At 63.8% G+C, this 12,654-nt stretch carries 14 protein-coding genes; 2 read left to right on the top strand and 12 right to left on the bottom strand.

The window, feature by feature from the left end; translation table 11 throughout:
* Positions 1-91: 91 nt before the first annotated feature.
* The gene (locus AAGS40_RS01345; RefSeq protein ID WP_345812679.1) at positions 92-1,216 is read right to left on the bottom strand and encodes an ABC transporter substrate-binding protein; all 1,125 of its coding nucleotides are present in this window, start codon (positions 1,214-1,216) and stop codon (positions 92-94) included.
* Positions 1,217-1,318: 102 nt separating this feature from the next.
* Positions 1,319-2,104 (bottom strand): glycerophosphodiester phosphodiesterase, encoded by a 786-nt coding sequence (gene ugpQ / locus AAGS40_RS01340; RefSeq protein ID WP_345812678.1) that lies wholly within the window; start codon positions 2,102-2,104, stop codon positions 1,319-1,321.
* 260 nt (positions 2,105-2,364) lie between these two features.
* Here ugpQ and AAGS40_RS01335 point away from each other — a divergent pair, with 260 nt between their 5' ends.
* Entirely contained in the window at positions 2,365-3,135 is a 771-nt protein-coding gene (locus AAGS40_RS01335; RefSeq protein WP_345812677.1) for a DeoR/GlpR family DNA-binding transcription regulator, read from the top strand.
* A 148-nt stretch (positions 3,136-3,283) separates the two neighbouring features.
* Here AAGS40_RS01335 and lipA read toward each other — a convergent pair whose 3' ends face one another.
* From lipA to AAGS40_RS01320, 3 genes are all read right to left on the bottom strand, one after another.
* Positions 3,284-4,288 carry a lipoyl synthase gene (gene lipA / locus AAGS40_RS01330; protein WP_345812676.1) on the bottom strand — a complete coding sequence of 335 codons (1,005 nt, stop codon included), beginning with the start codon at positions 4,286-4,288 and terminating at the stop codon, positions 3,284-3,286.
* A 13-nt stretch (positions 4,289-4,301) separates the two neighbouring features.
* A complete protein-coding gene (lipB, locus tag AAGS40_RS01325) occupies positions 4,302-5,027 on the bottom strand; it encodes a lipoyl(octanoyl) transferase LipB (protein WP_345814454.1) in 726 nt (241 codons plus the stop codon).
* A 228-nt stretch (positions 5,028-5,255) separates the two neighbouring features.
* Entirely contained in the window at positions 5,256-5,582 is a 327-nt protein-coding gene (locus AAGS40_RS01320; RefSeq protein ID WP_345812675.1) for a DUF2917 domain-containing protein, read from the bottom strand.
* A gap of 98 nt (positions 5,583-5,680) precedes the next feature.
* On the opposite strand from AAGS40_RS01320, the gene AAGS40_RS01315 reads away from it, so the two are divergent.
* Positions 5,681-6,649: a transcriptional regulator GcvA gene (locus AAGS40_RS01315; protein ID WP_345812673.1), complete on the top strand. Its 969-nt coding sequence runs from the start codon at positions 5,681-5,683 to the stop codon at positions 6,647-6,649.
* 21 nt (positions 6,650-6,670) lie between these two features.
* On the opposite strand, the gene AAGS40_RS01310 is transcribed toward AAGS40_RS01315, so the two are convergent.
* From AAGS40_RS01310 to AAGS40_RS01280, 7 genes are all read right to left on the bottom strand, one after another.
* Positions 6,671-6,940, bottom strand: a complete 270-nt coding sequence (locus tag AAGS40_RS01310; protein ID WP_345812671.1) for a DUF493 family protein — start codon at positions 6,938-6,940, stop codon at positions 6,671-6,673.
* 105 nt (positions 6,941-7,045) lie between these two features.
* The gene (locus tag AAGS40_RS01305) at positions 7,046-8,275 is read right to left on the bottom strand and encodes a D-alanyl-D-alanine carboxypeptidase family protein (protein ID WP_345812670.1); all 1,230 of its coding nucleotides are present in this window, start codon (positions 8,273-8,275) and stop codon (positions 7,046-7,048) included.
* 319 nt (positions 8,276-8,594) lie between these two features.
* A complete protein-coding gene (locus AAGS40_RS01300; protein ID WP_345812669.1) occupies positions 8,595-9,239 on the bottom strand; it encodes an alpha/beta hydrolase in 645 nt (214 codons plus the stop codon).
* A gap of 9 nt (positions 9,240-9,248) precedes the next feature.
* Positions 9,249-9,572: a (2Fe-2S) ferredoxin domain-containing protein gene (locus AAGS40_RS01295; RefSeq protein ID WP_345812668.1), complete on the bottom strand. Its 324-nt coding sequence runs from the start codon at positions 9,570-9,572 to the stop codon at positions 9,249-9,251.
* 226 nt (positions 9,573-9,798) lie between these two features.
* Positions 9,799-10,956: a VanZ family protein gene (locus AAGS40_RS01290; RefSeq protein WP_345812667.1), complete on the bottom strand. Its 1,158-nt coding sequence runs from the start codon at positions 10,954-10,956 to the stop codon at positions 9,799-9,801.
* Between the two features lie 31 nt (positions 10,957-10,987).
* Positions 10,988-11,614 (bottom strand): ABC-type transport auxiliary lipoprotein family protein, encoded by a 627-nt coding sequence (locus AAGS40_RS01285; protein ID WP_345812665.1) that lies wholly within the window; start codon positions 11,612-11,614, stop codon positions 10,988-10,990.
* Between the two features lie 57 nt (positions 11,615-11,671).
* Complete coding sequence (locus AAGS40_RS01280) at positions 11,672-12,637, bottom strand: MlaD family protein (RefSeq protein WP_345812664.1); 966 nt, start codon at positions 12,635-12,637, stop codon at positions 11,672-11,674.
* Positions 12,638-12,654: the final 17 nt, after the last annotated feature.

Here is a 12,654-nt window from a genome sequence, read left to right as displayed (position 1 = left end):
CCTGCATGACTTCACGTCACGTTGTTCGACGGCCGCGGCGTGTGCACTGAATGCGGCTCAACGCACGCACCTGTTTGCGCACGCCCGCCGCTTACTTGACGTTCGCGCCGACCACCGAGTCCCACTGCTTCGTCACCGCTTCCTTGGTGGCGTCCTGCTGGGACAGCGTCGGGAATACCACGCTCTTATAGGCCGACGGCGGCGGCAGCTTGTCGAGCAGCGCTTGCGGCACCTTCTTGCCCGTCACCAGTTCGTTATAGCGCATCGGATGACAGTAGCCCTTCAACCAGCCAATCTGCCCTTCGTCGGAATACAGGTACTCCATCCACAGCTTGGCCGCGTTCGGATGCGGCGCATAGGCGCTGATCGCCTGCACATATACCCCGGCCACGACCCCTGTCTTCGGAATCACGACCTGAACCTTCGGATTGCCCTTCAGCGTGTCGCGGTCGGCCAGCGCGTTGTAGTCCCAGCGAACGATGATCGGCGTAGTGCCTTGCGCGAGCGACGCCGCCTTGCCGATCACCGGCACGAAGTTGCCGTTCCTGTTCAGGTCGGCGAAGAACTTCAGACCGGCCTGGTCGGCCTTGCTCGCGTCGCCTTTGCTCTGCGACAGCCCGGCCGCGTAGATGCCCTGAATCGCCTGGTTTGCCGAGCGCGGATCGCCGGCGAGCGACACCGCGTTCTTGTAGTCGGGCTTGAGCAGATCGCTCCAGTCGGACGGCGCCTTGTCGATCATGTCGCTGTTGACTTCGAACGACAGCACGCCGTAATAGTCGCCATACCAATAGCCGTCGGCGTCCTTGTTCTCCTTGGGGATCGAGTTCCACGACGCTACCTTGTACGGCTGCAGCAGGCCTTCGGCCTTCGCGGAGGGGCCGAAGGACAAGCCCACGTCGATCACGTCGGGCGCCTGCGGGCCTTTGTTGCCCTTGTTCGCCTTGATGGCCTCGACCTCGTCGCCCGACCCCGCATCCGGATTCAACTCGTTGATCTTGATGCCGTACTTCTTCCCGAACCCGGCGACCAGTTCGCCGTAGTTGCACCAGTCGTGCGGCAGCGCGATCACGGTAAGCTGGCCTTCCTGCTTCGCGGCGGCCACCAGTGCGTCGAGCGACGCGGCCGACGCGCTGCTTGCGACGGCTGAGGCAACGCCCGCCACCGCCGACATCGAAAGTACGCGGGTTACTGCACGAGCTAACGCAGTGCGGTTCATGGTGTTCCCATCCTCTGCCTAAGTTGCTACGTTTGGAAAATTTCTGGTTCGAGCCTCAGGACACACGGTGACGTACTTCGCGATCTGCGCCGCGGTGCCGTTTCAAGCGGGGTTCGGCGGCGCAGACAGCATGTCGGGATGCAGTGTATCGATCCGATCTGTACAAATCATGTCGACGCCCCATTGGGCGAGCAGGCGCGCGCGCTCCGGGTCGTTCACCGTATAGGCCAGCACGCGCAAACCGGCTGCGTGTATCCCGGCGACGAGCGCTTCGCTCAGGTGGCGGTGGCTCGCATGCAGCGACACGCACTCCAGTTCGCGCACGATGCGCAGCCAGTCCGCGGGCACTTCTTCGAACAGCATGCCGCGTTCGAGCGACGGCGCGGCCTCGCGCGCGGCGGCGAGCGCGTCGAATGAAAATGACGACAGCAGCGGCGGCGTGAGTCCTTCCCACAAGGTCAGCGCGCCGCGCGCGACCAGACGGCCGGTGATCTCGTCGCGACCGGGACAGGGCTTGATTTCGATGTTCGCCGCAATGCCGTCACGGGCGCAGCGCCCGGCCGCGTCGGCGAGCGTCGGCAACCGTGTGCCCGCGAACTGCGGGCCGAACCACACGCCGGCGTCGAGCGGCGCGAGTTGCGCCCACGTGTGGTCGGCGGCGGCACCGTGGCCGTTGGTGGTTCGCTCGAGTGTGTCGTCGTGGAGCAGGAAGAGCTGATTGTCGGCGGAAAGCTTGGCGTCGAATTCGACCATGCGATAGCCATGACGGACGCAGGCGTCGAAGCCGGCCAGGGTGTTCTCGGGTGCCAGCGTGCCGCCGCAGCGATGCGCGACGAGTGGCGGATACGGCCAGTGTGCGGATAAAGCGCGATCAGTCCCGTTTCCCACGTCTCGTTACCTTTCAGATAGAGCGAATGATTATGCTCTCGACACGCGCCCGGTCGCCGTCCAGAACAGGCACCGCGCTTTTGAACTGCGAAGGCTAAGTTCAAATACACAAACTTGCAAGCTGCCAAAAAAATACAACACAATCGGGTCCTGGTAGTACGCTTGACATCGTCGGGACACACATCCGTGCCAACGATGTTGGATTCGAAACAGGTCGCGTCCAGTCGGTCGGACGCGCGCTCGTCACCAGGAAAACAGGTATGTGGCAGGAGGATCGTCATCAGAGAATTCGCGCGTTGCTTTCCACGTTGCAGCGGGTATCCACTGAACGGATCATGGCGGATCTCGGCGTGTCGCGCGAAACCGTGCGGCGCGATCTGCTCGACCTCGAAGCGCTCGGCGAACTGCGGCGTGTGCATGGCGGCGCCATCAGGCCGGCCGACGAGGCACCGATCGCCGAGCGCGCCCATATGCGCGTCAAGTTCAAGACGGCCATCGCCAAAGCGGCAACCGGTCTGGTCGCGAGCGGCCAGACGCTTTTCATCGACGCCGGGACCACGACCACGGCGCTCGCCGAAGAACTGGCGAAACTGGCGAACCTGACGATCGTCACCAACTCGATCGACGTCGCGCTGAAAATGCGTGGCGCGGGCGACCAGGCTGACAGTGCAAACGAAGTCATTCTGCTCGGCGGCTCCATCAGCGATCGCGTGATGGCGACGACCGGCGCGACCACCGTGCTCGACATTCAACGGTATCGGGCGGACATGGCGCTGCTCTCGCCCGTGGGCGTCGATCACCGGCACGGCGCGACCAGCTACGATCACGCGGAGACGGAGGTGGCGCGCGCGATGGTCGCGAATGCGGACCGGGTGGTGATCCTCGCCGACTTCAGCAAGATCGGCCAGCGTAGCCGCATCTCGTACTGTCCGGTCGAGCGGATCGACGTGCTGGTCACGAACAGGAAAGCGGCCGAAGCTGCTGACTTTTCACCATTGAAGAAGAAGCTCGACGAGATCGTGCTCGCCTAGCGGTTCACGCGATCGTCCGGTTTCTACGAGCGTGTCACCGGTCAATCGGCGACACCGGTCGCGCTTGCGCCGCTGTCGGACTCCGAAATGAAAGGAAGCCCGCAATTGCGGGCTTCCTTTCTCGAACCACCATTAAAAGCTTCGGCCGTTAAACTACGCCGGCGCCGTGAGCCTGCAAATCAGCGTGATAGCTCGAACGAACCATCGCGCCCACTGCGGCATGCGTAAAGCCCATCTTGTACGCTTCTTCCTCGTACATCCTGAACGTATCCGGATGCACATAGGCGCGCACCGGCAGGTGGTGCTCCGAAGGCTGCAGATACTGGCCGATCGTGAGCATGTCCACGTCGTGCTCGCGCAGATCGCGCATCACCTGCAGAATTTCTTCTTCGGTCTCGCCGAGGCCGACCATCAAACCGGACTTCGTCGCGACGTCGGGATGCAGCGCCTTGAAGTCTTTCAGCAGCTTCAGCGAATGAGCGTAGTCGGAACCCGGACGCGCTTCCTTGTACAAACGCGGCACCGTTTCGAGATTGTGGTTCATCACGTCGGGCGGCGCGGCGTTCAGGATGCCGATGGCGCGATCCAGACGCCCGCGGAAATCCGGCGTCAGAATCTCGATGCGCGTTTCCGGCGACAGCTCGCGCGTCTGGCGAATACATTCAACGAAGTGAGCCGCGCCGCCGTCGCGCAGATCGTCACGGTCGACGCTCGTGATCACGACATACTTCAGCTTGAGCGCGGCGATGGTGCGCGCGAGATTGCCGGGCTCTTCCGGATCCAGCGGATCGGGCCGGCCATGGCCTACGTCGCAGAACGGGCAGCGGCGCGTGCACTTGTCGCCCATGATCATGAACGTGGCGGTGCCCTTGCCGAAGCATTCGCCAATGTTCGGGCAGCTCGCCTCTTCGCACACCGTATGCAGATTGTGCTCACGCAGGATCTGCTTGATTTCGTAGAAGCGCGAATTGCCGGTCGCCGCCTTGACGCGGATCCAGTCCGGCTTTTTCAGCTTTTCGATCGGAACGATCTTGATTGGAATACGAGCGGTTTTGGCTTGTGCCTTCTGCTTCGCGGTGGCGTCGTAGGCGGCGGGCGCCGGCATGGCGTCGGGAGCAGGAACAGCTGCGAGGTTCGCGGTAACGTCAGTCATTCGTTCGATCCATTCAGGCGGTGAGCGCACCAGCCTGTGGTTGGGCGACGGCCGCGGCACTGCCGTCGAGGTTTGCGGTGAGACGGGCTGCAAAGGTACGGGCCACGTCGTCCCAGTCGGCGGTCACGCCAAGCGTTGCCATATCGACAGTTTCGAGCCCCGCGTAGCCGCATGGATTGATCGCGAGGAACGGCTTCAAATCCATGTTCACGTTCAGGCTCACACCGTGATAGCTGCAGCCGTTGCGGATTTTCAGACCCAGCGCGGCGATCTTGGCGCCGGCATGCTGCCCGGCCCGTGGACCCGGCGCGACATAAATGCCCGGCGCGCCCGCCTTGCGTTCTCCGGCGAGATTATACGCTGCGAGGGTGTCGATCACCGCCTGCTCGATGCGCGTGACCATCTCGCGGACCATCAGCTTGCGGCGCCGCAAGTCGATCAACAGGTAAGCCACCACCTGCCCCGGCCCGTGATAGGTGATTTGTCCGCCACGATCGACTTTGACCAGAGGAATGCCGCTGTCGGCCGCCAGCAGGTGCGCCGGGTCGCCGGCCTGGCCAAGCGTGAAAACCGGAGGATGCTCGACCAGCCAGATCTCATCCGGGGTGTCGGCGGTGCGTTCGTCCGTGAACGCGCGCATCGCGTCGAAGCTCGATTGATAGGGTTCGTTGACAAGCCAGCGCAATGTGACGGGCGCTGCATCAGGCGGGGAGGACGGTGGAACCGGAGTGGACGACATGATCACCACAGTTTACCGAAATCTGGGAAACCGCGCCGACGTGCGGCCAATCGCGCATGACCGCGTGGAAGGGCAGACCCGGCGCGCCGTGACAAGTTCGCTTGCGCGCCGGCCGTTAGCTGAGTCGACAACGGCCACCATCGCTAGAAACCGCGGCCCGCAATCGAGTCAATGCTTCGGGACATGCGCTTGCACGCCGTTTCCGCACGGACGCGCCGCCGCCAGACTTCAAACCGTCCGCCATCCGCCGCGCAAACGCGCCGCCAGCCGTTCGCCGATCCGCGCAAACCAGTTCAGCGCGCGCTCGTCGCAACGCGTGGGCACGGAAAACGACACTTTCGCCAATGTGTCGCCCTCGGCGCTGAGCCAAAGCCGCTCGCCGCAACGCAGGCGCAACGTGTGGCCCGGTTGGAGCCAGTAGTCCTCGGTGTCGTCGCTGCGCGTGACCCACACTGCGCCGCCGCGTACGACGAGCCGGGTGCTGCGCGCCACCTTCAGCGGAATGGTCTCGCCGCTGCGCAATTCAAAGCCAATGCTAGAGGAAATTTCTCGCATAATGCCCTCGCCAAAAGTCGTTTCGTGACTACAATCCTAGGCGTAGCAAGGGCTGATACCAAACGATCTATTTTCACTGCTATGTGAGAAATTTTGCGATGGACCTTCGTCAACTGCCGCCTTTGAACGCGATCAAGGCATTCGAGGCCGCTGCTCGCCACGAAAGCTTCTCGCGCGCCGCGGACGAATTGTTCGTCACGCACGGCGCGGTCAGCCATCAGATTCGCGCGCTGGAGGCCGAGCTGGGTACGTCGCTTTTTGCCCGCGACGGCAAGCGCGTGCGGCTCACCGAGGCCGGCCGCCGCTATGCCACGCAAGTGCGCAGCGCGCTGATGTCGCTCGCCGAAGCGACCCGCGAAATTCGCGCCGGCGACCGCGAACGGAGGCTCGTAGTGTCCATGCTGTCGTCGTTTGCAGCGCGCTGGGTGACGCCGCGCATCGGCAGCTTTATCGAGGCGAACCCGCAATGGGACCTGGAGCTGCTGTCCACCAATGCGCTCACCGACTTTGCACGCGACGACGTGGACGCCGCGATCCGCTTCGGCTTCGGTAAATACTCGGGGCTGCACGCCGAGCTTCTGCTGGAGGAGATCTTCTTTCCGGCCTGCTCGCCGAATTTCAACGGCGGCAAGCTGCCGCAAACGCCCGCCGACCTCGCTAAAGTCCCGCTGCTACGTTCCGACGACGAGCTCTGGCGTCCGTGGTTCGACGCCGCCGGGCTTACCGACTGGCCGGAGCCCAAACGCGGAGTGCTGTACCAGGATTCGTCGAACCTGCTGCAGGCGGCGATCGACGGGCAGGGCGTCGCGCTCACGCGCCGCTCGCTCGCCATGCATGAAGTCGCGGCAGGCCGTCTCGTGCGGCTATTCGATGTGGATGGTCCGAGCCCGTGGCAGTACTACTTCATCTGCCCGCCGCAGATGCTGGAAACCGCGCGGGTCAAAGCGTTCCGGGATTGGGTATTCGAAGAGGTGGGACGGTTCAAGCAGTTATTCGATCTGGCTTGCGAAACAGGACCAACAGCAAGCGCCGATCTGGCAGCGGACGCATTGCGCGCCGCGCCGTAAAACAAACTCCAACAGGTGCCTTTACAGCACCACTTTGACCATAGGATGCCCGGTCAACGCACGGTAAATATCGTCCAGCTGCGCCTGACTCGTGGCGCGCACGGTGACCGTGAGGCCGGTGTAATTGCCGCCGCTTGACGGCCTCGTTTCGACGCGGGCCGGATCGACTGCACCATCGAACTGGCGCACCACTTCGACAATCGTGTCGGCAAATTCCGGATCCGACTTGCCCATGATCTTGATGGGAAAGTCGCACGGAAACTCAAGCAATGACGTTTTCTCGGGATTCACTTTTCGCTCCTTGCTACCCTGCCGACGGAACCGGCCAGGAGCGGCGCGAAATGCGCGCCGCTGCATGCCAGGCCGAGGCAGATTAAGGCTCGTTACGTCAGCCGCTTACTTCTTCTTGTTGAACATCAGCATCAGCGAATCCCACACGCGGCCTACTACGCCGGCTTGCGGCACCGCCTGCAACGCCACGATCGGGAACTGCGCGAGCACCTTGCCGTCCGCCACGAGTTTGGCTGTGCCGACCTGCTGACCGTTCGCGATCGGCGCGATCAGCGGATCGATCTGTTCGATCTGCGGCTTCACCTTGTCACCCATGCCCTTTGGCACGGTGATGTACTGATCGCTCTTCACGCCAATCTGCACGGTGTCCTGCGAGCCTTTGTACACGCGCGGCGTGCCCACCACCTGATTCGCCTTGTACAGACGCACCGTGTCGTACGCGGTGTAGCCGTAGTTGAGCATTTTCAGGCTGTCCTGCACACGGTCGTGTTCCTTGGTCTCGCCCATCATGACCGAGACGAGACGGCGCGACGCGTCGTTCGAGCCCGGCAGCGGACGCTTCGCGCTCGCGATCAGGCAGTAACCGGCAGCTTGCGTATGGCCGGTTTTCAGGCCGTCCACCGTCGGGTCGATCCACAGCAGACGGTTGCGGTTCGGCTGCTTGATCTTGTTGTACGTGAATTCCTTCACCGAGAAGATGTTGTAGTAGTCGGGGAAGTCACGGATCAGACGCGCCGACAGCACCGCGAGATCGCCCGCCGTGGTGTAGTGCTGCGGGTCGGGCATGCCGTTCACATCGGCGAAATGCGTGTGGGTCATGCCGAGACGCTGCGCTTCCTTGTTCATCATGTTGACGAACTGCGACTCGCTGCCGCCGACCAGTTCCGCCAGCGCGATCGCCGCGTCGTTGCCCGACTGCACGATCATGCCGTACACCAGATCGTGCACGGTCACCGGCTTGTTCGCCTCGATGAACATGCGCGACTCGTCCGTGCGCACGCGACGCACCGCTTCGCTCGGCATCACGGTCTGTTCCATCGTGATCTTCTTCGTCTGCAGTGCTTCGAAGACGAGGTACGCGGTCATCAGCTTCGTGAGCGACGCCGGTTCCACGCGCTCGTCGGCATTGCCCGATGCAAGCACCTGATTGCTGGTGGCGTCGACGAGCACCCACGAGCGTGCATTCACTGCGGGCGGCGGCACCTGCGCGAACGCGGTGCTCGCCACGAGCGTGGCGGGCAGCACGACGCCGAGCGTGACGGCACGGCTAATGGAAACAGGAGCGAAGGATGCAAAGGAAGGGAATGACGTGCGGCCGGAGGTGGAGAAACGCATAGGGTCGATTTCGTGCAGATAGAAACATCGCGCGCAGTGCGCAGAGTTGGAAGAGCCGGTCGGCGAGCATCGGGCCGTAAAAACGGCGCGGCGCCCGTTGGACTTCCGGCCACGCGGTCGGTTCGCGCAGCACGCGCTGACTCCGGCACCGCTGCGCGCACATGACGATACGCGGCGCGCGAACTGCCGGACGGGCGGTGCTGCGCCCAAAAAAGAGCGCTCATTATACGCGTGCTAACCAGGCAACTTTGCACGGCGCGCAGCGATTAGTTAACGTTTGCGCGTACCTGTACCCCGCAAAATACGCGGAGGCGGTCGTTCACCGCCAGGCGTCCACGATGATCCGCTTGAGGATATGCAGCTTGCGGTGCAGGAAGTGCTCTGCCCCTGGAATCACGACGACCGGCAACTCCTGCGGCCGCGCCCAGTCGTACACGGATTGAATGGGAACCGTGTCGTCGGTTTCGCCGTGGATCACGAGCGTGTTTTCGGGAACCGGCGCGACTTCCCAGCGGCTTGCCGCCGTACCGACGAATACCATCCGCTCGATCGCCTCGCCTTCGTCGCGCAGCTTCTGCGCAACGTGTGAGAGCACGAAGGTGCCGAACGAAAAACCCGCGAGCACGAGCGGCAAGTCGGCCTGCCCGGCTTGAGCGCGCATGTGATCCAGTACGGCGCGCAGATCGTCGCGCTCGCCGACGCCCGCGTCGTGTTCACCTTGCGTTTCGCCGACACCCCGAAAATTCGCGCGATACGTCACGTAGTTCAACTGGACGAGCGTGCGCGCGAGCGTCTGCGCAACCTTGTTGTCCATCGTGCCGCCAAAGAGCGGATGCGGATGCGCAACCAGCGCGATACCACGCGGGGCGACGCCGTTCTCGCGCATCTCGTCGGGCAGATCCAGCGCGACCTCGATCTTGCCGACCGGGCCGTCGATCAGATATTTTTTTGTGTGTATGTTCATCGCAAAAGCTTACTGATCGATTTTCAGACGCTCGACGATCTTGCCGTTGACGAGGTGTGAATCCACGATTTCGTCGATGTCGCTCTCATCCACGTAGGTGTACCACACGCCCTCCGGGTACACGACGAGCGCCGGTCCGAGTTCGCAACGGTCGAGACAACCGGCCTTGTTGATACGCACCTGGCCGGGACCGGCAAGGCCGAGTTTCTTCACGCGCTTCTTCGCATGCTCCTGCATTTCCTGTGCGTTGCAGTTCGCGCAGCTCGGGCGCTCGGCGCCGGGATCGCGCTGATTGAGACAGAAGAAGACGTGGTACTTGTAGAAGGAGTCCATGGTGTCCGGAGCGAGACTGTGACGGTGGGAAATGGCGCTGACTGGCCGGCGGCGCGCCCGTGCCATGCGGACGATTATAGCGAGCGAGGCAGCCTGTCGCTGCCGGCGCGCACTATGCGACGGAGGTCTCGCCGGCGTGTGACGGGTACGTCCCGCCAGCCCGATGTGTACCATGCGTGCCCTATGGGCGCGGCGCAAGCGGGTTCACGCGTGGTTCACGCATGGTTCACGCGTGGTTCATGCGCCGCCTGAGCCACGCATGCTCGGCGAGATATCCGAGCCACACGAGCGCTGCATACGGCCACATCCACGCAAGCCAGTGCGCGAGTCCGTTGAAATGCAGATAACGGCCCTGCCGCCAGTCGGCGAGCACCACGTCGAAATACGGATTCACCGGTAACAGGTTGACGAACACCAGCGCTACGATCAGCGCGACCCCGGCGAGGACGGCGCGCGAACGCCGCCGCAGACGCAGCGTCAACAGGCCCGCAACGGCGCCCGCGACAAGGCCGCACAGCGCGCCAGGCGTTGCCCAGTCGAAAGCGAGGCCCGACTGGGACTGCAGAAACGTGGCACCGACTTTCACCACCAGGGTGGCGACGATAAACACCAGCAATAACCGCACGCGCGGCGCGTGACGGCGCACCGGCAGCGAAGCCAGCATGAGCGCAGCGGATAGATTGAGCGTCGTGATCAGCGCTTCCCACACGCTTTCGGGCAAACGCGCGGAAACCAGCGACGGCCACGCGCCGACGTGCCATGCAGGCGGCGCAAAGGCGAGCAGCGCGTCCTGCGTGGTGCTGTCGAAACGCAGCCACAGCGCGCGCGGCCAGTTGCCGAGGCCGAACAGGCGAGGGGCCGGATACATCGTCGCGAAGGGCCACGATGCCACCAGGCAGACGAGCGCGGCGCTCTCGCGCTCGAACCACAGCAACCGCAGACGCCTCAGCAGGCCACGGTCGAGCAGCGCGCCGGTCGCGGGCGACATGATCGCCGCGCCGAGCAGCGCACCGAGCGCATTGGCGGCCAGATCGAGATTCGATGCCACGCGCGTCGGCAGATAGGTTTGCACCGCCTCCATGACGCACGACAGGATGCCGCCGAGCACGAACGCCAGCGCGACAGCCAGCGTGCCGCGCCAGCGCGGGTACACCGCGAGCACCACCAGCGCGCCGAACGGCATGTAGCCGAGCACGTTGGTGACGACGTCGAACGCCGTCAGGTACTGCGGCATGGGGTCGGACAGAAAGGCGAAAGGCGCGATCCCAAGCGAGCGCCACCCCTGGAAGGGATACCACGATCCGTAGACGATCAGCGCGGTGTACAGCAGCAGCGCTTGCCGGGCAAGCGCCGATGGCCGGCGCGCCCAGGGTTTGACGCTCATGCAGCGCTCCGGAACGTGCGCTGCATGCCGGTCACTTCGCGGCGACCAGCGCCTGCACGCCGAGCCACGCGCCGATCTGCGAGACGAGATCGTCGCTCGCGGCGGCCAGCGCCTGCGCGCCGCCGGCGGCGTCTCCGGAACTGGACGGCGCGCGCGAGATGAACGTGCGCTGGCCGATCACCTTGCCCGACTGGATCAACGTGGCGCGCGCCGTGACTGACGCATGGCTTTCCGACCGGCTGTCGAAAACCTGCTCGAACTCACTCAGGTCGACTTTCAGTACCGGCGCGGACACGCCGTCCGCGCCGGTCAGCACGGTGCCGCGCGAGCTCAGCGCACCACGCAGACGCTGCGTCAGCAGTTGCGACGGCGTCATGGTCCAATGGCTGTTCGCGTACGCGGCCGTTTGCTGCGAGTCGGCGTAACTGAGGCGGTACATCAGCTTGTCGGTTTCGAGCATGTCCGGCGCGGCCACGTCCAGCACTTTGACGGCGGGCATCGCACCGGCCGACGCCGCCGGGCTCGGCGGCCCGAGGTCGTAGCGGATGTCCGAGATCGCGGCGGGCGTGCCTGCGCAGCCCGAGGCCAGCAGACCGAAGGCGAGCAGCACCGCCAAACCGGCGCTCGTGGACAACAATCGGTGGGTCAAACGTGACATGACAATCTTCCTTTCACAAACCTTCGAATCTCTAACTGCCGATTCAAAAAATCAATTTCATTTCGCGGCGGCACGGGCGGCCGGCCACGTGAATCCCGGCTCGCCCGGGCCCGGCGCCGCGACGGGCGCGCCGAACAGCACGCTGCGTGGATTGTTGCTAAACGTGTCCGCCGCGCGGTCCACCGAGCGGGCCGCGGAGCGCACGTCTTCGGCCAGCGAATTGACGCGCGGCAACGTGTCGTAACCAACCCGCGAGGACAATTCCTGCAGCGAGCCGTTCATCGACGCCAGCGCGTCGCCCGCCTGCTGCGCCGCCGTGCCGACCTTGTTCAGATTGGTCTCGAACGGACCGTCCGGGCGATTCAGCGAAGTAATCAGCTGATTGGTCGACGCGAGCGTGCGATCCAGTTGATCTATCGTGTGCGGCAGCTTGCCTGCCGCGGGCGCCATTTGCTGGCTGAGCGTGGCGACGCCGTCGGCGGCTTTCTGAATGCTTGCCGCCGTGCCCTGCAATTGCGCGACCATTTCCGGCGACAGCAGATTATTCACGTCGTCCGTGACTTTTTCGAGTTTGCGCAGCAGCACGTCGCCGCGCTGCTGAAGCTGATCGAGCAGACCCGGCCGCATCGGCAACTGCGCCACCTGCTTGGCCGACGACGCCAGCGGCGTCGTGTCGCGGCCGTTGTCATCGAGCTGGATGAAGGCGATCCCGGTCACGCCCTGAAAACCAAGGCTTCCAAAAGTCGAATGGGTAATCGGCGCGTGGGTGTCGACGAGAATGCGGATCAGAATCTGGCCCGGATGATCCGGATCGAATTTGATCGACTGCACCTTGCCGACGTCGAGCCCGCGATAGCGCACCGCCGCGTCGGTGTAGAGACCCGTCACGTTCGTGTGCGCAAGCAGATCGTACGGCACTCGCACGGAACGGTCGACATTGAACAAAAAAGCCGCCACCGCGATCGCCACCAGCAGGACGATCGTGAAGAGCCCTGCCCAGAAGGCATGTGATTTGTTTTCCATAGTCAGGTTCCCTGGTT

This window comes from Paraburkholderia sp. PREW-6R, from assembly GCF_039621805.1.
Taxonomy (GTDB): Bacteria; Pseudomonadota; Gammaproteobacteria; order Burkholderiales; family Burkholderiaceae; genus Paraburkholderia.
This window is presented reverse-complemented; position numbering and strand designations above follow the sequence as displayed.

Coding starts and splice junctions, on each gene's coding strand:
- AAGS40_RS01320 (WP_345812675.1), bottom strand. CDS start 5,582: ATGCGAGAAATTTCCTCTAGCATTGGCTTTGAATTGCGCAGCGGCGAG.
- AAGS40_RS01295 (WP_345812668.1), bottom strand. CDS start 9,572: ATGGACTCCTTCTACAAGTACCACGTCTTCTTCTGTCTCAATCAGCGC.
- AAGS40_RS01290 (WP_345812667.1), bottom strand. CDS start 10,956: ATGAGCGTCAAACCCTGGGCGCGCCGGCCATCGGCGCTTGCCCGGCAA.
- AAGS40_RS01285 (WP_345812665.1), bottom strand. CDS start 11,614: ATGTCACGTTTGACCCACCGATTGTTGTCCACGAGCGCCGGTTTGGCG.
- AAGS40_RS01345 (WP_345812679.1), bottom strand. CDS start 1,216: ATGAACCGCACTGCGTTAGCTCGTGCAGTAACCCGCGTACTTTCGATG.
- AAGS40_RS01300 (WP_345812669.1), bottom strand. CDS start 9,239: ATGAACATACACACAAAAAAATATCTGATCGACGGCCCGGTCGGCAAG.
- AAGS40_RS01335 (WP_345812677.1), top strand. CDS start 2,365: ATGTGGCAGGAGGATCGTCATCAGAGAATTCGCGCGTTGCTTTCCACG.
- AAGS40_RS01280 (WP_345812664.1), bottom strand. CDS start 12,637: ATGGAAAACAAATCACATGCCTTCTGGGCAGGGCTCTTCACGATCGTC.
- lipB (WP_345814454.1), bottom strand. CDS start 5,027: ATGTCGTCCACTCCGGTTCCACCGTCCTCCCCGCCTGATGCAGCGCCC.
- AAGS40_RS01305 (WP_345812670.1), bottom strand. CDS start 8,275: ATGCGTTTCTCCACCTCCGGCCGCACGTCATTCCCTTCCTTTGCATCC.
- lipA (WP_345812676.1), bottom strand. CDS start 4,288: ATGACTGACGTTACCGCGAACCTCGCAGCTGTTCCTGCTCCCGACGCC.
- AAGS40_RS01315 (WP_345812673.1), top strand. CDS start 5,681: ATGGACCTTCGTCAACTGCCGCCTTTGAACGCGATCAAGGCATTCGAG.